This window comes from Synechococcus sp. HJ21-Hayes, assembly GCF_024345835.1.
GTDB lineage: Bacteria > Cyanobacteriota > Cyanobacteriia > PCC-6307 > Cyanobiaceae > Vulcanococcus.
The window spans coordinates 19,965-36,515 of the sequence record NZ_JAGQBW010000003.1; the positions used below are offsets into that span (position 1 = coordinate 19,965).

23 protein-coding genes are annotated in these 16,551 nt (G+C 59.4%); 8 read left to right on the top strand and 15 right to left on the bottom strand.

Annotation, left to right across the window (positions count from 1 at the left end; all coding sequences use genetic code 11):
* The first annotated feature begins 248 nt into the window (after window positions 1-248).
* Together KBZ14_RS03300 and KBZ14_RS03305 are read left to right on the top strand one after the other, a co-directional pair.
* Window positions 249-566: a hypothetical protein gene (locus KBZ14_RS03300; RefSeq protein ID WP_255116885.1), complete on the top strand. Its 318-nt coding sequence runs from the start codon at window positions 249-251 to the stop codon at window positions 564-566.
* A 9-nt stretch (window positions 567-575) separates the two neighbouring features.
* Window positions 576-998: an NUDIX hydrolase gene (locus KBZ14_RS03305; RefSeq protein ID WP_255116886.1), complete on the top strand. Its 423-nt coding sequence runs from the start codon at window positions 576-578 to the stop codon at window positions 996-998.
* A 366-nt stretch (window positions 999-1,364) separates the two neighbouring features.
* Here KBZ14_RS03305 and KBZ14_RS15805 read toward each other — a convergent pair whose 3' ends face one another.
* The 3 genes from KBZ14_RS15805 to KBZ14_RS03320 all read right to left on the bottom strand — a co-directional run bounded on the left by KBZ14_RS15805 (window position 1,365) and on the right by KBZ14_RS03320 (window position 2,207).
* A complete protein-coding gene (locus KBZ14_RS15805; protein ID WP_315856121.1) occupies window positions 1,365-1,691 on the bottom strand; it encodes a CsbD family protein in 327 nt (108 codons plus the stop codon).
* Between the two features lie 154 nt (window positions 1,692-1,845).
* On the bottom strand, window positions 1,846-2,010 hold the full coding sequence (locus KBZ14_RS03315) for a DUF1328 domain-containing protein (protein ID WP_255116887.1): 165 nt from the start codon (window positions 2,008-2,010) through the stop codon (window positions 1,846-1,848).
* Between the two features lie 11 nt (window positions 2,011-2,021).
* Window positions 2,022-2,207 (bottom strand): CsbD family protein, encoded by a 186-nt coding sequence (locus tag KBZ14_RS03320; protein ID WP_255116888.1) that lies wholly within the window; start codon window positions 2,205-2,207, stop codon window positions 2,022-2,024.
* Window positions 2,208-2,823: 616 nt separating this feature from the next.
* Between KBZ14_RS03320 and KBZ14_RS03325 the strand changes: the two genes are divergently transcribed.
* Window positions 2,824-3,015: a hypothetical protein gene (locus KBZ14_RS03325; RefSeq protein ID WP_255116889.1), complete on the top strand. Its 192-nt coding sequence runs from the start codon at window positions 2,824-2,826 to the stop codon at window positions 3,013-3,015.
* A gap of 200 nt (window positions 3,016-3,215) precedes the next feature.
* On the opposite strand, the gene KBZ14_RS03330 is transcribed toward KBZ14_RS03325, so the two are convergent.
* The 3 genes from KBZ14_RS03330 to KBZ14_RS03340 all read right to left on the bottom strand — a co-directional run bounded on the left by KBZ14_RS03330 (window position 3,216) and on the right by KBZ14_RS03340 (window position 4,259).
* Window positions 3,216-3,512 carry a hypothetical protein gene (locus KBZ14_RS03330; RefSeq protein WP_255116890.1) on the bottom strand — a complete coding sequence of 99 codons (297 nt, stop codon included), beginning with the start codon at window positions 3,510-3,512 and terminating at the stop codon, window positions 3,216-3,218.
* Window positions 3,513-3,529: 17 nt separating this feature from the next.
* On the bottom strand, window positions 3,530-3,658 hold the full coding sequence (locus KBZ14_RS03335) for a hypothetical protein (RefSeq protein ID WP_255116891.1): 129 nt from the start codon (window positions 3,656-3,658) through the stop codon (window positions 3,530-3,532).
* A gap of 187 nt (window positions 3,659-3,845) precedes the next feature.
* Window positions 3,846-4,259, bottom strand: coding sequence for a MerR family transcriptional regulator (locus KBZ14_RS03340; protein WP_255116892.1), 414 nt, complete (start codon window positions 4,257-4,259; stop codon window positions 3,846-3,848).
* Window positions 4,260-4,322: 63 nt separating this feature from the next.
* Between KBZ14_RS03340 and KBZ14_RS03345 the strand changes: the two genes are divergently transcribed.
* Window positions 4,323-5,015 (top strand): DUF305 domain-containing protein, encoded by a 693-nt coding sequence (locus KBZ14_RS03345; protein ID WP_255116893.1) that lies wholly within the window; start codon window positions 4,323-4,325, stop codon window positions 5,013-5,015.
* A gap of 638 nt (window positions 5,016-5,653) precedes the next feature.
* On the opposite strand, the gene KBZ14_RS03350 is transcribed toward KBZ14_RS03345, so the two are convergent.
* Window positions 5,654-5,845: a Thivi_2564 family membrane protein gene (locus KBZ14_RS03350; RefSeq protein WP_255116894.1), complete on the bottom strand. Its 192-nt coding sequence runs from the start codon at window positions 5,843-5,845 to the stop codon at window positions 5,654-5,656.
* Window positions 5,846-6,622: 777 nt separating this feature from the next.
* Between KBZ14_RS03350 and KBZ14_RS03355 the strand changes: the two genes are divergently transcribed.
* Window positions 6,623-6,892 carry a hypothetical protein gene (locus tag KBZ14_RS03355; protein WP_255116895.1) on the top strand — a complete coding sequence of 90 codons (270 nt, stop codon included), beginning with the start codon at window positions 6,623-6,625 and terminating at the stop codon, window positions 6,890-6,892.
* 35 nt (window positions 6,893-6,927) lie between these two features.
* Here the strand turns inward: KBZ14_RS03355 and KBZ14_RS03360 are convergent, their stop codons facing one another.
* Window positions 6,928-7,332: a DUF302 domain-containing protein gene (locus KBZ14_RS03360; protein WP_255116896.1), complete on the bottom strand. Its 405-nt coding sequence runs from the start codon at window positions 7,330-7,332 to the stop codon at window positions 6,928-6,930.
* A gap of 34 nt (window positions 7,333-7,366) precedes the next feature.
* Window positions 7,367-7,549, bottom strand: coding sequence for a lmo0937 family membrane protein (locus tag KBZ14_RS03365; protein WP_255116897.1), 183 nt, complete (start codon window positions 7,547-7,549; stop codon window positions 7,367-7,369).
* 547 nt (window positions 7,550-8,096) lie between these two features.
* On the opposite strand from KBZ14_RS03365, the gene KBZ14_RS03370 reads away from it, so the two are divergent.
* Entirely contained in the window at window positions 8,097-8,402 is a 306-nt protein-coding gene (locus tag KBZ14_RS03370; protein WP_255116898.1) for a helix-turn-helix domain-containing protein, read from the top strand.
* Here the strand turns inward: KBZ14_RS03370 and KBZ14_RS03375 are convergent.
* From KBZ14_RS03375 to cysT, 5 genes are all read right to left on the bottom strand, one after another.
* Entirely contained in the window at window positions 8,391-8,891 is a 501-nt protein-coding gene (locus KBZ14_RS03375) for a DUF305 domain-containing protein (protein ID WP_255116899.1), read from the bottom strand. The genes KBZ14_RS03370 and KBZ14_RS03375 overlap by 12 nt on opposite strands.
* Before the next feature lie 261 nt (window positions 8,892-9,152).
* A complete protein-coding gene (locus tag KBZ14_RS03380; RefSeq protein WP_315856122.1) occupies window positions 9,153-9,518 on the bottom strand; it encodes a hypothetical protein in 366 nt (121 codons plus the stop codon).
* 183 nt (window positions 9,519-9,701) lie between these two features.
* Entirely contained in the window at window positions 9,702-10,844 is a 1,143-nt protein-coding gene (locus KBZ14_RS03385; RefSeq protein ID WP_255116900.1) for a fatty acid desaturase, read from the bottom strand.
* Between the two features lie 721 nt (window positions 10,845-11,565).
* Window positions 11,566-12,426 carry a sulfate ABC transporter permease gene (locus KBZ14_RS03390; RefSeq protein WP_255116901.1) on the bottom strand — a complete coding sequence of 287 codons (861 nt, stop codon included), beginning with the start codon at window positions 12,424-12,426 and terminating at the stop codon, window positions 11,566-11,568.
* Between the two features lie 51 nt (window positions 12,427-12,477).
* Complete coding sequence (gene cysT, locus KBZ14_RS03395; RefSeq protein ID WP_255116902.1) at window positions 12,478-13,347, bottom strand: sulfate ABC transporter permease subunit CysT; 870 nt, start codon at window positions 13,345-13,347, stop codon at window positions 12,478-12,480.
* Window positions 13,348-13,464: 117 nt separating this feature from the next.
* Between cysT and KBZ14_RS03400 the strand changes: the two genes are divergently transcribed.
* On the top strand, window positions 13,465-14,472 hold the full coding sequence (locus tag KBZ14_RS03400) for a sulfate/molybdate ABC transporter ATP-binding protein (RefSeq protein ID WP_255116903.1): 1,008 nt from the start codon (window positions 13,465-13,467) through the stop codon (window positions 14,470-14,472).
* 75 nt (window positions 14,473-14,547) lie between these two features.
* Here the strand turns inward: KBZ14_RS03400 and KBZ14_RS03405 are convergent, their stop codons facing one another.
* Window positions 14,548-15,102: a Crp/Fnr family transcriptional regulator gene (locus tag KBZ14_RS03405; protein ID WP_255116904.1), complete on the bottom strand. Its 555-nt coding sequence runs from the start codon at window positions 15,100-15,102 to the stop codon at window positions 14,548-14,550.
* A gap of 255 nt (window positions 15,103-15,357) precedes the next feature.
* On the opposite strand from KBZ14_RS03405, the gene KBZ14_RS03410 reads away from it, so the two are divergent.
* The gene (locus KBZ14_RS03410) at window positions 15,358-16,419 is read left to right on the top strand and encodes a sulfate ABC transporter substrate-binding protein (protein ID WP_255116905.1); all 1,062 of its coding nucleotides are present in this window, start codon (window positions 15,358-15,360) and stop codon (window positions 16,417-16,419) included.
* Window positions 16,420-16,551 lie beyond the last annotated feature (132 nt).

A 16,551-nucleotide genomic window follows, 5' to 3' on the forward strand; every position in this document is an offset into this window, starting at 1 on the left:
TAGCTGAGCTCGTGAACAGGGCCAGCGCATAGACCTTGTGATTTGACAATGAGCTTCTGCTTTGAAGCGGAGGCCCAACGCCCACAGGGCTGACTTTCGGCCGGCCCTGCTGGGAGCCCTGGCCGCTGCGGCTCACCGGGATGTTGAACGAGCTGCCATCTCCGCCGACGTAGAGGGCGCTCAGTCCGCCCTTGGCAACGTTGAAGCGCAGTGGGCCCAGGCCGGCAGAGCGGCGGAAGTGGAAGCCCATGGCGATCAAAGGCTTGAGTGAACCCGCCGTTGCCGGATCGGCCCGCCAGCATGGGGATACCCGTGATCACCCCGTGCTTCTGAACCCCTTCTGCCCGCTCAGTACGGCAAAGGTGCTCGCCCTGAAGGCCACCGTGCTGTTGCTGCTCACCCTGCTGATCAAGGCCAGGGTGCAGATCGCGGCCGGCTCGGCCTTGGGCATCTTCCTCCTGTTGCTGCAGACCCTGGTGTTCCTGGCCATCAGCGGTGGCTTGGTGCTGGCGGCTGGTGGAGCTGCGGTCTACGCCACGCAGCGGCGCCGGTCGGCAGCAGCCTGAGCCTGCGCCATGGCCATTGAAGTCGCCCTCGCCATGCTGCAGCGGGATGGCCGCTGGCTGATGCAGCTCCGCGACGAGATCCCCACGATCGTTGCGCCCGGCTGCTGGGGACTCTTTGGCGGGCATCTTGATCCGGGCGAAACGCCGGAGCAGGCGCTGCGGCGTGAGTTGCTGGAGGAAATCAGCTGGCAGCCCCCAGCCCTGGAGCTGGTGATGGTGCATCACATCCATCGGCGCACGGCCCATGTGTTCCGAGGTGAGCTGTCCGTGCCGCTGGAGCAGCTGCAGCTGCTGGAGGGCCAGGACCTGGGCCTGGTGAGCCCGGAGGACCTCCTGTCGGGATCGATCTGGAGCACCAAGCTCGCCGCGCATCGCCCCCTGGCCGATGGACTGCTGGAGGTGATGCAGCATGTGCTCCAAGCAGAGGTCTGAACAAGACAAAGCCCGGAGCGTTGGACCTGTCCTGGCCAGGTCAGGAGCGCCTGCCCCTGGGCTGGCGTCAGGGCGACCTGCTGGTGGTCGAGCGCGACCATGGACACCAAGCTGAGTCACCACTGCAAGGGAAAGGCCGCGAAACCCTATGGGGTTGTTCGTTGCTGACTCCCTAATGCTGTGAGCCCAGCCCTCCGCGGTATGCCTTGATCTAGGGCCTCGGCCCTGCCGGTGGCCCCATCTCGGCTTTCTTCTCCTGTTGGACCCTTCGTTCTGGGTCAGCCGTGGTGCACCGCAGGGGAGAGCAGGTTCCCGGTGGTTTGCCTATGGGTCAATGTGCTGGATCGCACCGGAGCTGATCCTGGCTCAGCCCTTTCCGGCCTTGTCCTTGACGTCTTCGACGGCATTGCGGACATTGGCCTCGGCCTGCTTCGCCTTGCCGGCAAGACGATCTCCCTGGTTGCCAGTGACGTTACCAATCGATTCCTGAGTTTTGCCTTCAAATTCCTTCGCTTCAGCCTTGACGCGGCCTGCGGTGATGGCAAAGGGCATGGTAGATGCTCTGAAGATGAAGGCACTTGAGGCTTGGGCGGGAGAGCTGAAGAGCGGCATGGTCGTTAAGACCAGAAAGCTGAAGGCCATGCCCAAGCAAGTGGCGGCAAGCTGGCGCAGAGTACGCAGTTGGTTATTCATGGCGAGGATGGCGAAGGGTACAGGATGTTTGACGATAGGCAAAGACTGTGGCCGCCCATTCATCAGTACCAAGAATGGTCAAGATGCGGCCAATCATCGCTACTGTGTTCTGATCTTGACTATCTGACAAGAGAGTCGTGCTTCATGCCGCTATTCACAGCACGCTGCCCCGGCCTGCGACGAAGGAGATCAAGGCAAGCACGAGAAACACAACAAACAGAATCTTGGCGATGCTCATAGCAGATCCGGCGATGCCACCAAAGCCAAGGACTGCTGCGACGATTGCAATGACAAGAAAGGCTATGGCGTAATTGAGCATTAAAGAGCTCCTTAAAGGGTGTTGAGCATTTCGGAGATCTCTTGCTGGCTCTTGCCGAGCCTCTTCTGTAGATGGCCTAGGAATTCCTCTTCCTGGCCCTCTGCGTAGTTCACGTCGTTATCGGTGAGATCGGCAAACCTCTGCCTGAGTTTTCCTTTCAACTCGTGCCATTTACCCTTGAATTGGAGCTTGTTCATGATCAGGTCCGCAAGGTTCGTGGATCGATGTCAGAGCCTATGGAGCGACTGGATCACTGCCAAAGCAGAGACCGGATACCAGTGGCCTGTCACGCCATCGCTACTCTGATCTCACGATGGGTCTAGACTGGTTCTCTGAGTGCTGCAGATGTGCAGGAGATTTACGGCAATATCAGGTCCTTGTCGGGCTTGGCTGTTTCCAAGTGACCTCGGTCTCCGGTTGTCGTGCCTGCATCATTGTGATGGCCTACATGGCAGCAGCTATGGCTCATCGTTGCGCTATTGTCACCCGGCTGCAAAGAAGATCTTTGGCTTTAAAGTGCATGAGACAATTTGAATCATGCGAAGAGATGCGCAACTTTGGATTGCAGGCATCTGCGGTTGCAATGGGCAAAAAGACGCCTCGGAGAAGGTAAAGCCCGATGTGGCGGGATAGGGCATTTCCCTGTACACCCGGGACAGCAAAAAGAGGCCTCTTGTTCGGAGGTTATGTATGCATCTAACTTTACACGTCTGCTTCTGTTCGCAGGCAAGAAGATCCTGAGTGCACGTCAACCAGGAGGGGTGGCTAGGGGCTTGGCCGGCACCCAGGATGAAAATGCCTGGATATCCCTAAATGAAGATCGTCGAGGAGCCGTTAAGCGCGTTGCTGTTTCCAACAAAGTTAAATGAGTTGGTCGAAGATGTGAGCAATGGGACCACAATGATGGTTGGGCTCACTGAGATGCTTGGGCTAATCGAAACGGAAGGCGGCTGTGTGCTTGTAACCGGGGACGAGGTTGGGCGCTTTCTGCCGCCAAGAATCTGACTGCATTCGGCATCTCCAATTGCAGACAGGCCTTGATCTTGATGTTGCATGGATGCAGTAGATTTTGAGAGCATTTCTAAATCCGTATTTAGCGAAAGAAGATGAGGGGCGGACGAGAAAGGCTCGTGGGGGTCAACCCACGAGCCAAGGAGGCAAGCAGGTGCTTACTCCACAACAGCGAGCATCGCTAAAAAGCGATCTCAGCTCAGGGTGGAACCAATCGCATAGATGCCACTGCCGTTGAGGCTGTTGTAGTTGCTGTTGAAGTTGTAGCTATTGTTGGTGTTGTAGGAGTCCCTGATTCTGGTTACATAGCGATCTGCACGCGAGCTTCCACCGGAAAGCACTTCGCACTGCTTGTCTTCAAGAATGGCAAGGTTGGTCTTGGTGTTGTCTTGCGTAGGACTGGACCAATTGGTCCACCTCTCGTCTACAGGGCTTCGTTGGCTGAAGATGGTCGCCGCCACATCTGCTGCAGGTGAGAGGCAGGCGGTCATTCGATGTGCAGGCTTGTTCAGCGACTGTCATCACCCCTCCACTGGACGATCCAGTCACCCGTGCCGAGGTGCCGCTCCTCCGCCAGCTCCAGCGGACCAGCATCCGCGAGCACGATTCCCAAGGCACCAGCGCGGGCGATCTTCACGCTGCCGACTACAGGCACAGTGCCTGCCCCACCACCGCATGGGCGTGATGATGGCTTCCCATGCCCAGTGGAGCACCGTCCCTCCCGAAGCTGCGGGAGCTGGTGTTAGCAGTGGTTCGGCACAGTGAACCGCTGAAGCTGCCAGGGCTTTCCCCAGGCCGCCCCAGTCAGGTGGCGAACGCCCTGCTCAGCGCTCGGCGGTGACCAGCACCGGAGTGGGAGGAGCCGGCGTGCGGCCTCCACAGGTTTCCCAGCTGTTGAGTAGGGCAAAAAGTTCGGCCTCCAGGTTCTGCATCGCTGTGATCTTCTCGCTGATCTCACCGGCCTTGCGGCGGATCCGCGCCTTCAGGTCACGGCAGGTGCAGGCGCCCGAGCGCCGCGCCTCGAGGATCTGCCGCACATCCGCCAGAGGAAGCTCCATGGCCCGCAGGGTGCGAACCAGGCCCAGTTCCACGACTACCGCTTCATCGAAGAGCCGGTAGCCGCCCTCGCTGCGGCTGCTCGGCTGGATCAGGCCCTCGTCGCAGTAGAAGCGGATGGTCTTGACGGTGAGGCCGGAGCGGCTGGCCACCACACCGATCTGGAGGGACCGAGCAAGCACCACTTGACTCTCCACCTAGGGGAGACTGCATGGTAAGGCTGACCTCTTGTCCGTGTTCTGGCGATGCGCCCTGCTCTCTTCTCCCTGGCGCTGTTCGGCTTGCTGGCGGCCTTAGTCCCCGCCCGGGCCCAGTTGGATCCCCATCACGGCCACCAGCAGATGGTTGCTCCTGCCCCCGCATCAACGCCGCCCGCCGCCCATCACCATGAGCTCGGTCCGGCCGGCAGCACCTACGACCTGCGTTGGCTCGACGGCATGGTGCAGCACCACACAGGCGCCCTGCGCATGAGCGAGTTTGTGTTCGACATCGGCCAGCCCGGTGTGGGCGCACTGGCCAAGTCGATCTGGCGTGAGCAGGCCCAGGAGATCAAGGCGATGGGGCAATGGCGCAAAGCCTGGTATCCCGAAGCGCCGCTGTATCCCGTAGCCCTGAAGACCGGTGGCGATCCCAACAGCATCGAGAGCCTGGAGCGCATGAGCGCCGCCCACATCCAGGCGATGCAGATGATGGGCTCTACGCCCACACGGCAGAACCGCGTCATCTGGTTTCTCGAGGGAATGATCGCCCACCATGGCGGTGCGCTGGTGATGGCCCATGATGCCCTCAAGAAGAGCACCAACCCCACCATCTCGCGACTTGCCCGCGACATCATCGTGGCCCAGCGGCGCGAGATTCTCGAATTGCGCCGCATGCTCAAGCACGACGGTCTCGACAAACCCGAGTACTACCAATTCGATGCCCTCTTCTCGTTCTGATCAGCTTCCTCAAGGCCATGCCCGATGGCCAGCTGCCACATCCCCGGTGTCAACGACGTGGGGCAGTAGGTTTGGAGCAGCTGCTCAGCATCCTTGAGCTTGAGAGCACCTTGATCCAGGCGGATGCTCTTCACACCACGCAAGCGTTTTTCGCTGGTGCCTCGCCAAGGGGCCCGACGTGCCCCTGACGGTCATAGACGCAGTCTTCTCCGAAGGAGTAGGCAACCAGACAACCCTGCGGCGCCAGTTCCAAGGCACAACAACATGGCCGGGACACCTTCGTGACCCGCAGAGGCCATCAAGGGCCAAGAGCCCACGACCTCCTCACGAGCCTGCGGACCAAGCCAGAATCCTTAGTACGGCTGATCCGCCAGCGCTGGAGCATTGAAAACGGGTGGCACTGGCCGCGGGATACGCAGCTGCAAGAGGACGCGTACCGCTATGTGCACGCGGGCCAGCAGCAACGAAGCCACGACATCAAAGGAATGCTCGCCCTGGGAGGTGATACCTCTCGTGATGACTACCAGCCTGATCACCCCGATCCATGGGGACGAGAAAACAGCAGATTGATCTTGTCCCCATTCCCGGCGTGCAAGTCGAGTCAACAGGACACATCGATTCTGATGGCAGGCTGCCATTCAGCGCCCGACCCGAACTCCACGGATCGAGTTCATGAGGCCAAGCACATTGAGCAGCCAAACGACCACGGCTACCACAACCACCATGTTGAGGATCTGCTTGATCTTGCTATCCATTGGGATGTAGGTGTTGATCAGCCATAGCAGTACGCCAACGACAACAAGTACAACAATGAGCGAAATGAGATCCAATGGTGAGAGCCCTCAATTGATGGTGAACTGAGATACAGCAGAATGCCGCATGGGTATCGACGCACATAGGCGTGCTCACCGTGTCATCTTGACGAGCAAAGCTGCTCCAGAAGGTGCCATAAGCAGGGCCAATCCGCAGAGGCTGTGCACCATCCAGTTGATCGCAGCAGGTGCTGGCTTCAGCAATCTGCTCAGATCAGGCACAACCATGCTGAAACGCTCCGCCGCCCTTATGCTTGCGCAACAGGGTGGGGCTGCCAGCTGCCTGGTGTCGAACACGGCCGAGGGTGATCGGTTTCGCTTCCTTGGCGGAGCTCCTGGCTGGTCTGCCCGCCGTCAACCAGCAACGCTTGAAACCGTGATCCTGATGTCCCCAAACGGCACGATCTCAACGGTGGAATACAACGGACCTATTCGTGTTCGTCCAAATTAATCAGCCTGACGATTCCAAAGCCTAGGAAGGAATGATGGCTGGCCTCAAGCTCAAGGGTGACTAGAACAAAGTCAAGGGCAAAACCAAGCCAGTCGATGACGTCATCGAGGGTCTTTAGCTAGGCCGAGTCTGTGATCCGAGTTTTCTTGCTAGATCATCCCCGAATCCATGGTGTTTGACGGCTTGCTCAAGGAGCGAGGCTGGATTGGGGAGCAAGCTTGCTTCGGAGGTCGTGGAAGCTTGTCGCGTGTGGCATCCTTTGCGGATTCTCTGTTTTGGTTCGGTTCTAACGTTATTGAATTCAACATCATGGCAACGTTGAGATCATCGCGGGTTAGATGGCCATGGATATGATTGATAATGTCAGTTTCGATCCTGCCGCTGCCGACATGACCCAGGAAAAAATAGCAATCTTTTCCATGGCGCTCGGTGATCTCTTGGGCCAATGCATACCAGCGCATGGCTTGTTGGCACGTTGCAAACTGCCAACTCTTGTGCATATGGTGGCCTTCGAAGAAGGTCCATTCTTGGAGCTCCTGCTGGAAATGCTGGAATTCCCACGGGTCAAGCCCAGGCAAATGATCCACAAGTGTTGTCCTGATGTCAGGTCTTGATTTGCATTTGGGCATTAGGGTTGGTTGGTGCCCACTCAGAGCGCCGTAGATGAAGCCGCTGCATGGATGATGGCCTTGGTCGAATCCTCTACTTGCTGTGCAATATCCATGAGATCTGGATCGTGTGAGAGGGTGCTTAGCATGTCTACTGGTCGAATCATGCCAATCCGAGTCTGGCCGTCTTCTGTGTAGACAGAGATTCTGCAGGGAAGTGCCATATTCAGCGCCATGTCAGCGTTTAGCACTCTGGCTGCCTGGTGAGGATTGCAGACCTCGAACACACGGCAGTTTTCGTGGAACTCGATGCCCTTGATGCGTAGGGTATCGCCGAGATCATGCACAGCTAGTACTCCAAATCCATGGGATGCAACTGACTGCTTCAGGTCAGCACATGCCTGTTCGAATGATTTAATCGTTTTGCAGATGAAGAAAGGATTCATGTTGCTCATGCTTGTCAATGCAAGGTGTCTGTGTTCAGTGGCCGCCGATCAACCGTAGCAAGATGGTAACTATGGCAATCACTAGTAGCACATGAATCAGTCCTCCTAGCGTGAATGAGGTGACGACTCCAAGCAGCCAAAGGATGACCAAGATGATTGCAATTGACTCAAGTATGATTGTTGGATTTTGTCGTGAAAGTGTCTGGTCGGTAGGCATGGGTCTGATCGAGGATGGCAATGGCCAGTTCACCCGAAGCTATGCACCAATTTGCTTGGCTTTGCCTTTGAGTTGGTGCTCAGCATCACTTGGGAGTTCGCCATGGGACGATTTCAGGTGTCCTTCTTCTCCCTTGGCGGCTGCCCTGGCTTGGCTCGGCCATGCCATCGCGGGCAGGGACGTCAGCATGGCTAATGGGAAAACGGCGATGGATGTGAGCAGGGAAGCTGCAAATCTGCGGAGACTGCCAGCACATCTCCTTGAAGGATTCTGCATGGACCTATGGACCAGTTTATTCCTTTACAGTCCTAGTCACTCCAGGATCTAGCGAGTCGACATTCACCTCGATACCCCTACCTCGGAGAGTGCTTGCCCATCACAACGGAGTAGTCAAGCGCCCCTTCGAGGAGATCACAAGATATCAACGACTGCCCCCCATCTGCAGCGGTGTTATGCCTTCCGTGAAGGCATGATCGACTTCGCCAGTGCGCCGATCCCCGGCCAAGGTGTATGGATACGATGCAGCCTCCTGTAAGTGGAGGGTCCAGTGGCGGCTGAGCCCCTGAGAGTCGGCGAGATGGCGCAGCGCTTCGAACTCACCGTTCAGACGATCCACGTCTCAGGCGATGGTGGGTTGATCCAGCCCATCAGCCGCCGTGAGAGTGGTGACCGGTTGTGTCGCGGCGAGGTGTTCGCGCCGCTGACTCTGATCCGCACCCTCAAGGTGACGGACATCCCGCTCCAGGATCTGATCCGAATCCGGGACTCGTGGCTCGGACATCTGCACCAGGAGCTCAATGCGCTACCCAGTAGCTGGGAAGACTGCGGCGGACGCAACCCCTCAGCGGCCTGAAGTGCCATACCACTGGCGATACCACCTCGCCATCTGCTCAATCTCCTGGCTCTGTACGCGCACCATGGCGGCCTCCAGCTCCCGCAGCTTGGGGTGTTGGGTCTTCCACTGGGCATGGGAGGCCATCATTACCCCCATGCGGTGATGGGGAATCATCTGCTCGATGAAGGCGCGATCGAAATCGGGGGCCAGCTTCAGTGCCTCAAGGCTGGTGGCCATTCCAGGCATCCCCATCCCTGTTCCCATGCCCGGATGCCCTGTCCCCATGCCACCGGCTGTCCATGCCGGCACGTCGGTGCCGTACCACTCCCGGTACCAGCGGCGCATTTGGGCATTCTCTGCCGTCTGACTGGCCTTGATCTTCTGCGCGAGGGCCTTGAGTTGCGGACGCTTGGCGCGGGTGAGCGCCAGCTCAGCCATCGCGATCGCCCCATCGTGATGGGGAATCATCATCACCATGAAGTGTTGATCTGCGGACTGCTGGCCCATCGGCCCATGTCTTGGAGCCGGTGGATGGGCTGGTGTGATTGGTGCTGCACAAGCGGCAACGCCATGGCTGAACAGCAGGGCCGATACAAAGCCCGCACCCATGGACCATTGACGTGCATGTCCCCTGGTCATGCTGATTCCCCCCTGAGAACTGATGTCAGCTTGATCAGGTTTTGCTCGGTGCAAGACGGATCCGCCCCTGCCGGTTACGCACCACGTTGGAACCACCGTGTCCACTGTGATGGCCAAGGCCCGGGATGGTCATGGCTGTGCCGCTCGAACACAACCATGGAGCGTGCCAACGCCACTCGCCCACTGGGTGTTCTGAATCAGGCAGAACAGGCATCGCCCTGCCAGGCAGGCCGTCTTGGTGAACAGGAACAGAGCGTCGGGTCTAGCCCCCTCCAGGGCGGCACTGATGGCGAGCAGCAGTGGTAGTGGCATGGCGCAGAACTGATCCAGCAGTTCCTTCATCCCCAGCCCCAGAAGGGCTCCGGCGGCCAGCAAATCCAGGCCGGTGCGGTGGCTGCTGCCCTTGTCCATGTTGAGCAACAGCAGCAGGCCTATGTGCAGCGGCGAGAAGCCGATTGCCAGGCGAAAAGCGGCCAGCTCACCAACATCCCCCACCCCTATGACGCATGAGGGATTCTTGGTGCTCCTGTTGCTCTCCTCAGTTGCGGGATGCCGCGAGGTCTTCAAGCAACAGACGCACGCCGTGGCTCTGGCCTCGCAACGTTGTCCGGATCACCGTGTTGTGATCACCCGAGTTCACGGACTGAGGCTGGGAGTGCTTTGTGCTGCCGAGTTTGATCAAAAGTAAAAGGCGCCGTCTGTGGGATTCCGGCTCACGGCTCCGCAGCGGCTGGCGATTCGCCACAACGCTTGATGAATAGGAGTGGAGTCGTAGCGCACCAGATCCGGATAGCGCCTTCTCAGCAAATCCGTGCCCCGCCAGGCGTTGTAGTGGGGAATTCGGGAATTAACGTGATGACACACATGGGTTGAACCAATGCCGTGATGCAAGAAGTTGAGCACTGGCCCGTAGGGGCGGTCAACGGTTTGCAGGGCACCTTTGGTCCACGACCATTGCTCATTGGAGAAATGTGGAATCGTGATATCTGTGTGTTGGAGCCACGTGTAGGTAGCCAGCCAGAAGTTAATCACCAAGTAGGGAAGGCCATACACGCAGATCACGCGCACCGCTGAGGTCTGCATTGCCGCGAAGACCAATGCCAGCAGCATCACCAGCAAACCGAGATTTGAACGGATCATCAAGCCCCGGAATGATTTGGGGAAGAGCGCGCGTTGGCCATTGGCAAAGGGTTCCCCATTCCAGAAGTGGGAGGTGGGAGAGCCATAATCCTCGCCGCCAGTGGCTCCCAGGAATAGATACAGAGGCCAACCCAGGAGCAAATGGTTGATTAATGACAAGCTGCCAAAAAGCTTTGGTCCCAGCTGGGCTTTCAGTTTCTCAGTGATGCGCCCTGAGGTGGAGCTGTCCCTCGGTGGAACGTGGGTTTCACCGCCTTCCAAATGGTTGCAATGGGCATGGTGAACAGCGTGGCTGCGAACCCAACTGAAATAGGGAACCAGCAGCACGCTGTGCAACAGAAAGCCAACGCACGTTTCCAGCCGCCGATTGGGATGGAAGGCGTTGTGGCCACATTCATGGGCAATCACCCAGCAGCCCATCGCCACGGTGCCTGTGACAACGGCATAGACGATCCAAAGCAGGCTGGCGTTCAGCGTTAATGGAATTTGTGTGCCAACGCCATAGGCCAGCAGCGACAGGCCCACCGACATCGCCAGGCTTCCCCAGGCCTTAAGCGGGTGGAACTTGGTTAAATCCGATGGCAGGCAGCCCAGCAGCTCTGCCTTGCTGGGGTACGGATCGGCGGAGATGGGCTCCCCAGAGCCGCTTTGGCGCGAGAGAAGGGTGATGGGAGGCGTCAAGCGGGTTGCTGCATATCTGGGGGTCTTGGGCTGCAAGCTTGGATTTCCTTAACATTTTAAATCAGTGCGCACCCCGTCCGCGTGGGCCCGGGCGTTGCCCCTCAATCAAGGGCGTCGGGGTCACGTTTCACATTTCTTGACACTAGGCTGAGCTCCGTGCTGGCCGGCCCATGAACGACCTTTTGGCTGTTGTTTATCTCATTGGCTTTGCGGCGATCGGCGGTGGTGCCTTTGCGTTGATGACGCAATCTCTTCGCAGGCCACGCGGCCGGGGTCCGATCTCATCGACTCAGCAACCCCGAATGCTTCACCCTGAGGCCCCCGAACCTGGCCAGGAGGTGCTCTACGTGGATTTCAGCCGTGAACGGCTTGAGCTTCTGTATCAACAGAACCCTTGACTCTTCCGTTCAAGGAGCTCTGAAGAGCGCGATCCATCCAAGCAGCCTTGAAGGGGATGGCACCACCCATCTCTCCCTGCACGCAAGCGCCCTTCTGCTCACCCGCCTGTTGCGTTCCACACGGCTGTCGTGGGGCCATGCCTCCCAAACCGCTTGGCCCTCAGGGTCTGGGCCGCAGGACCAGCCAGGCAATCAGCAGGATGCTGCCGGTGCTCACCACCGTGAAGATCCAGTCGGCGTAGGGCGTCCAGGGCATCCAGCCAGCTTGCCGCAGCGATCGGCTGGTCTTCCTCTTCGCCAGCCTGATGGCCAGCGCTAACCCTTCAGTTCATCGGCTCCGTCTCCCGGGCTCTGCCGAGCAGCTGCTCTACCACCAGCTTGAGCAGCAGCGACACCAAGCCCACGCCGCCCAGCACAAGGGCAGCGCCGTAGGCCAGTTCGGTGTCGTACTGCTTGTAGGCGTCTTCCACAAACAGTGGAAGGGTTTGGGTCTGACCGGCGATGTTGCCGCTCACGACGGCCACGGCGCCGAATTCACCCAGGGCGCGGGCGGTGGTGAGGATCAGGCCGTACACCACAGCCCAGCGCACCGAGGGCAGGGTGACTTTCCAGAACACCTGCCAGTTGCTGGCTCCAAGAGTGCGGGCGGCCTCCTCCTGATCCCAGCCCTCCTCTTCCAACAGGGGGATCACCTCCCGGGCCATGAAGGGAAAGGTCACCACGATGGTGGCCAAGGCCATGCCTGGCCAGGAGAAGATGATCTTCCAGCCCAGGGTGCTCACCACGCCGCCCAGCAGGCCGTTGGTGGGGCTGTAAAGCAGCACCAGCATCAGGCCTACAACCACCGGCGATATCGAGAAAGGCAGGTCGATCACGCTGAGCAGTAGAGCTTTACCAGGGAACTGGCGACGGGCAATGGCGGTGGCGGCCGCTAATCCAAAGATCGTGTTGGCGGGTACGGCGATCAGGGTGCAGCGCAGCGTGAGCAGTACGGCGGAGCGCAGGTCTTCCGATTGGAAATTTTCCAGAAAGGGCGTCAGCCCCTTGGCAAAGGCTCCAGCCACCACTTCCAGGGCCGGTAGCAGGATGATCATGCCCACGTAGAGGCACGCGATCAGGGGGATCAGGAAGGAGGGTGAAGGTTTGGGAAAGGCTTGTGGCAGAGAGCGCAAGAACGCACGCATGGGAGCTCAGCGAAAGACAGGGTTCAGGCGGATGAGTGGATCGCAGTCGCCTTAGACGTTATGGGCGGGGTTGGCTTCCCAGTTACGCCCCCACACCTGCAATCCGTTGATCAGCAGCAGGCTGACTAGCGAGAACAGCAGCATCACCATGCCGATCACCGTGGCGGAGGCGAAGTCGTATTCCTCCAGCTTCTGGATGATCAAGGTGGGAGTGATCAGGTCTTTGAATGGAACGTTGGAGGAGATCATCACCACTGAGCCGTATTCACCCACGGCACGGCTGTAGCCCTGGGCTACACCAGAGAGGATGGCCGGCATCAGCTGGGGCAGCACCACCTTCAGTAGCGTTTGGCGAGGGCTAGCTCCGAGGCACCAGGCGGCCTCCTCCTGATCACGCTCCAGGGCTTCCAGCACCGGCTCCACGCTGCGCACCACGAATGGCAGTGAAATGAACACCATGGCAATCGCCACCCCCAGCCAGGTGAACGACACTTTGAGGCCAAAGAGCGCATTCAGCGGAGCTCCGAGCCAGCCGTTGGTGCTGTAGATCGCTGCCAGTGCCAGGCCCGCCACCGCTGTGGGTAAGGCAAAGGGCAGGTCGATGAGGGAATCCAACAAGCGCCGGCCCGGAAATGAACACCGCACAAGCGCCCAGGCGATCACGAGCCCGAAGATTCCGTTGAGCAGCGCTGCCAGCAGCGCCAAGCCGAAGCTGATTCGGTAGGTGGCCAAGGCCTCCGGCGTGGTAGCCAGCTCCCAGAACTGGCTAGGTCCTACGGCGGCGGCTTTCAGGGCCATGGTCCCCAGGGGCAGGAACAGCACCAGGGCCAGATAGAGCCACGTGATCCGCCATGACCAGCTCATCTGCAGCCAGCCCGGCCAGGTGAAGCCCCGGCGGCGAGCCGGGATTGCAGGTGCCATGAGCATGGTCGGCGAGATGGGCGGACCGTATCACCGCTTGCGGTCTCATTCAACGGTAGGCCGGTGGGGAAAGGGACAATGCTTTAGGCTTTCGGTGTTGCTTCCTTGGCTGTCGTCATGGGTATCCGGGTTGCCGGTGTGAGCAAGGAGTTCGGCTCCTTCAAGGCCGTTGACGAAGTCAGCCTTGATGTGGAGACGGGCTCCCTGGTGGCGTTGCTGGGGCCTTCCGGTTCTGGCAAAAGCACCCTGTTGCGCCTGATTGCTGGCCTTGAGGAGGCCGATGCGGGCCGCATTTGGATTACTGGTGAAGAGGCCACCTCCCGCTCGGTTCAGGAGCGCCAGGTGGGTTTTGTGTTCCAGCATTTCGCCCTGTTCAAGCACCGCACCGTGCGCCAGAACGTGGGCTTTGGGTTGGAGCTGCGTGGCTGGAAGCATGAGGCCATTCGCCGGCGCGTTGATGAACTCTTGGAGCTGGTGCAATTGCAGGGCTTCGGCAACCGCTATCCCTCCCAGCTCTCTGGCGGGCAGCGCCAGCGTGTGGCCCTAGCCCGGGCATTGGCCGTGCAGCCGAGGGTGTTGTTGCTGGATGAACCGTTTAGCGCCCTCGATGCCAAGGTCCGCAAAGAATTGCGTGCTTGGCTGCGCAACCTTCACGATGAGATGCACGTCACCACCGTGATCGTGACCCATGATCAGGAGGAGGCCATGGAGGTGGCCGACCGAATTGTGGTGATGAACCACGGCAAGATCGAGCAGATCGGCACACCGGCTGAGATTTATGACCAGCCAGCGAGCCCTTTCGTGATGAGTTTTGTGGGGGCCGTGAATGTCCTGCCCTCCCATGTGCCCCTTGCGGCCAACAGTCAAACGCAGGGGGATGTGTTCATCAGACCCCACGATCTGGAACTGCATCGCCATCCCCAGGACGGCAGCGTACCTGCTGTGTTGCGTCGCCTCACCCACATGGGCCGCGACATTCAGGCCGAACTCATCCTCGCCAGCGGTGAGGTGCTGATGGCTCAGCTGCCTCGGGAACGGGTTGATTACCGAGCCCTGAAAGCTGGTGATGAGCTCCATATCACCAGCCGTGAGGCTCGTACTTTTGTGCCGGACTTTGTGATCTGAGGCAGGACAGCCCACCCACATTGGGGCCATCGATGCAGGTGCACCGATGGCTTCTGCTTGATCGAGAGTGGGTGGTCAGGGCTGACTTGGAATCAGCAGATCGCTATCGCTCACACTGATCAAACGCCCTTCCAGGCGAAACCGGCTGAGTAGCTTCGTCACCGTCACGCGGGTGAGCCCGCAGAGATCGGCCAAGGCGCGGTGGGTGAGGTTCAGTTCACTCAGCGATAGCCGGCATCCATGGCTGTTCACCTGTCCGAAGGAACGGCCAATCCAGCTCAGTAGCGCCAGGAGCCGCTGTTCACCGGAGCGAATGCGGTGAATGGTATGAAGTTCCGCAAGCATCTGCCGCTCCCTGCGCAGGTAGCGGCGTTCATCCTCTCCCGATAACACAAGGTGCTCCACCACAACAGTGGTGAGGCATTGCAATTCAACAGGTTCCAGAGCTGGATGTTCCGAGCTGATTACATCACCGGGGCCCCAGAGCCCAAGGGTGATGCTCTCGCCGTCGAGGTCCCAGGTGGTTGTGCGGACATAGCCCTCATGTAGACGCCAGCTCATGCCCTCTGGGAGGGCGTCCTGGGGGTGAAGCGTCAGGCGCAAGGGTCGTTTCAGCAGAGAAGCGGTCATGGCGTCGCAGGGTGAAGGGGCGGTGCGTTCGTGGCAGATGGAACGTGGAACCACGGCATTCGCAGGCAACAGGCCATGGGGGGCGAGCAACGGCCTTTAGTATGCGATATCCCAATGGGCTTACCGGTATTTCTGGGCACATCCAGGTCCGTGCAGCGTCGTCACGCGGACGTTGATCGGCTGCCCTTGTGTTTTGAGGCACGTCGTCCAGGCGAGGGTGCCCGATACCTTCCTTTCGTTCCCGATCGTAAAACCGTGGATAGCTTCTCCTCGCGGCGGCGCGCGCTCCGTCGCCAGTTACTGCTCACCGGTTTGGCCGCGTTGCCCCTGGCTGCAACGGTCTCGGTCACCCTGGGCTCGTCGTTGGTTCAAGCTCAGCAACCGGCCAAGCCCCAGACGCTCACTGTGGTGTCTTATGCCGTGACCAAAACCGCTTACGACCAGATCTTCAAGCTTTTTGCCGCGGATTGGAAGAAGAAGACCGGTCAGGTGGTGAGCTTCAAGGGTAGCTACGGCGGCTCAGGCTCCCAGACACGAGCTGTGATTGACGGTTTGGAGGCTGACGTGGTCAGCCTGGCGATGGCTGCAGACGTGAGCAAGATTCAGCAGGCTGGTCTCATCAATCCTGGCTGGGAGCGCGAGAACCCCTATGGCTCCACGCCGATCAACTCCACCGTGGCGGTGTTCGTGCGGCCGGGCAATCCCAAGAAGATCAATGGTTGGAAAGACCTCGACAACAAAGATGTCGATGTGGTGCTCGCCAATCCGAAAACTTCAGGGGGTGCCCGTTGGAACTTCCTGGCCCTCTGGGGTGCCATCACCCGCACAGGCGGTACGGAGGCCCAGGCCCGCAGCTTCATCACCGGTGTCTACAAGAACGCAGACGTGCTACCGAAGGATGCCCGGGAAGCCACCGATGCCTTCGTCAAACGCCGCCAGGGAGATGTGCTTTTGAACTGGGAAACAGAGGCAATTCTGGCGAGGCGCAAAGGGGAATGGACGACGCCCTACCAGTTGTTCAGCCCCAACGTGCTCACAGAGCAGCCTGTCGCCGTGGTGGACAAGGTGGTGGATCGCAGGGGCAGCCGCAAGGTGGCGGAAGCCTTCGTGCGCTTCCTCTACACGCCTGCCGCGCAGAAGGTGTTTGCTGACAACGGTTTCCGGCCCACCACGCCGGAGGGCAAGGCCTATGCGAAGGGGAAATTCCAGGACGTGAGTTTCTTCAAGGTGGGCGACTTCGGTGGTTGGGCTGGAGTGGAGCGGAAGTTCTTCGGCAAGGGTGGGGTCTGGGATCAAATCTTTGCCAAGACCCGCTGATCCAAGAGCCTGACAGCGCGGCCTGCACCCATTGCCCCGGCGTCCAGCCGGGGCTTTTCCCCTGGAGTCAAACGCTGCAATTTGCCGACCGTCTAACCGTGGTAATTTTGAGGTCTTGTTGTCGATCGGTTT

Bases quoted from the DNA above. Each gene is read 5' to 3' on its own strand.
- KBZ14_RS03315 (WP_255116887.1), bottom strand. From the start codon at position 2,010: ATGCTCAATTACGCCATAGCCTTTCTTGTCATTGCAATCGTCGCAGCA.
- cysT (WP_255116902.1), bottom strand. From the start codon at position 13,347: ATGGCACCTGCAATCCCGGCTCGCCGCCGGGGCTTCACCTGGCCGGGC.
- KBZ14_RS03400 (WP_255116903.1), top strand. From the start codon at position 13,465: ATGGGTATCCGGGTTGCCGGTGTGAGCAAGGAGTTCGGCTCCTTCAAG.
- KBZ14_RS03325 (WP_255116889.1), top strand. From the start codon at position 2,824: ATGAAGATCGTCGAGGAGCCGTTAAGCGCGTTGCTGTTTCCAACAAAG.
- KBZ14_RS03305 (WP_255116886.1), top strand. From the start codon at position 576: ATGGCCATTGAAGTCGCCCTCGCCATGCTGCAGCGGGATGGCCGCTGG.
- KBZ14_RS03375 (WP_255116899.1), bottom strand. From the start codon at position 8,891: ATGGGCCAGCAGTCCGCAGATCAACACTTCATGGTGATGATGATTCCC.
- KBZ14_RS03365 (WP_255116897.1), bottom strand. From the start codon at position 7,549: ATGCCTACCGACCAGACACTTTCACGACAAAATCCAACAATCATACTT.
- KBZ14_RS03320 (WP_255116888.1), bottom strand. From the start codon at position 2,207: ATGAACAAGCTCCAATTCAAGGGTAAATGGCACGAGTTGAAAGGAAAA.
- KBZ14_RS03360 (WP_255116896.1), bottom strand. From the start codon at position 7,332: ATGAATCCTTTCTTCATCTGCAAAACGATTAAATCATTCGAACAGGCA.
- KBZ14_RS03405 (WP_255116904.1), bottom strand. From the start codon at position 15,102: ATGACCGCTTCTCTGCTGAAACGACCCTTGCGCCTGACGCTTCACCCC.
- KBZ14_RS15805 (WP_315856121.1), bottom strand. From the start codon at position 1,691: ATGAATAACCAACTGCGTACTCTGCGCCAGCTTGCCGCCACTTGCTTG.
- KBZ14_RS03390 (WP_255116901.1), bottom strand. From the start codon at position 12,426: ATGCGTGCGTTCTTGCGCTCTCTGCCACAAGCCTTTCCCAAACCTTCA.
- KBZ14_RS03355 (WP_255116895.1), top strand. From the start codon at position 6,623: ATGGATATGATTGATAATGTCAGTTTCGATCCTGCCGCTGCCGACATG.
- KBZ14_RS03345 (WP_255116893.1), top strand. From the start codon at position 4,323: ATGCGCCCTGCTCTCTTCTCCCTGGCGCTGTTCGGCTTGCTGGCGGCC.
- KBZ14_RS03330 (WP_255116890.1), bottom strand. From the start codon at position 3,512: ATGACCGCCTGCCTCTCACCTGCAGCAGATGTGGCGGCGACCATCTTC.
- KBZ14_RS03300 (WP_255116885.1), top strand. From the start codon at position 249: ATGGCGATCAAAGGCTTGAGTGAACCCGCCGTTGCCGGATCGGCCCGC.